This is a genomic window from Streptomyces sp. NPDC048473, assembly GCF_043200155.1.
Classification (GTDB): Bacteria; Actinomycetota; Actinomycetes; order Streptomycetales; family Streptomycetaceae; genus Streptomyces.
On record NZ_JBICXE010000190.1, the window covers coordinates 1 to 1,356 of the forward strand.

General features: G+C 68.9%; 1 protein-coding gene. It reads left to right on the top strand.

Annotated features, from left to right (window positions below; all coding sequences use genetic code 11):
* The first annotated feature begins 73 nt into the window (after positions 1-73).
* Positions 74-1,320, top strand: a protein-coding gene (locus ACGFU7_RS48165; RefSeq protein ID WP_393705156.1) for an IS3 family transposase whose coding sequence is annotated in 2 segments (ribosomal slippage) — positions 74-413 and positions 413-1,320 — 1,248 coding nt in all. Because the reading frame shifts where the segments join, the coding sequence is not laid out codon by codon here.
* Positions 1,321-1,356 lie beyond the last annotated feature (36 nt).

Here is a 1,356-nt window from a genome sequence, read left to right on the forward strand (position 1 = left end):
GGGGCCTCCCCCTGAGTGGTGGACACGCTGATACTGGATCTGCTTGATCCGGAGGGAAGCGAGAAGACCGCCGATGGCGATGAAGGACTACTCGGACGAGTTCAAGGCCGATGCCGTGGCCCTGTACGAGTCCACACCCGGGGCGACATACAAGAGCATCGCCGCCGACCTGGGCATCAACCGGGCCACCCTGCGTGAGTGGGTACTGCGCGAGCGTGAACGCCGCGGCGTCACCGCTACCGAGTCCGTGGTGGGAACGCCGGTGGCCGGCGCCGGGCAGACCGTGCCGTCCGCCGATCCGGACGAGCGGATCCGGCAGCTGGAGGCTCGGGTGGCCGAGCTCGAGGTGAGCGAACGCAAGCTCGCCACCGAGCGGGACATTCTGCGCAAGGCGGCCAAGTATTTCGCCGGAGAGACGAACTGGTGAGGAGCCGCTTCCAGTTCGTCGACGACCATCGCGACACCTACGAGGTGAAGCGGCTCTGCCAGATCCTGGACGTGAACCGGTCGAGCTACTACAAGTGGCTCGCCGGCGCCGACGCCCGGGCCACCCGGCAGCGGGAGGACCGGATCCTGGCCGAGGAGATCCGTGAGGTCCACGGCGAGTCCGGCGGCGCCTACGGCTCCCCGCGCATAGCGGCCGAGCTCCGCGAGAGAGGACGGCGGGTCAACGAGAAGCGGATCGCCCGGGTGATGCGGACGTTCTCCATCACCGGCATCCGCCTGCGCAGACGCGTCCGCACCACGATCCCGGACCCGGCAGCCTCACAGGTTCCGGACCTGTTCCGGCGAGACTTCACCGCCACCGCACCGGGACGGAAATACATGGGCGACATCACGTATCTCCCGCTCGCGGGCGGGGAGTTCCTCTATCTGGCGACCGTGCTGGACTGCTTCAGCCGCAAGGTCGTCGGCTGGTCCATCGCCGACCACATGCGCACCGGCCTGGTCGCCGACGCGCTGCGGATGGCGTCCGCGACCCGCGGCGGCCTGGACGGCGCCGTGTTCCACTCCGACCACGGGGCCCAATACGGCTCCCGGGCCTTCGCCGATCTCTGCGACCAGCTCGGGGTGACCCGGTCGATGGGCGCGGTCGGCACCAGCGCCGACAACGCGGCCTGCGAGAGTTTCCATGCGTCCCTGAAACGCGAGACCCTCCGGGGCACCCTCGACTACGGCGACGCCGACACCTGCAGAAGGACCGTCTTCGCCTGGCTGGCGCGCTACAACACCCGCCGCCGGCACTCAGCCAACGGTCACCTCAGCCCCAACGAATACGAACGCCGACACCACGCCGCTAAGCTCACGCTCGCCGCGTGATCAACGAAGCGTGTCCACCATCACGGGGGAAGGCCC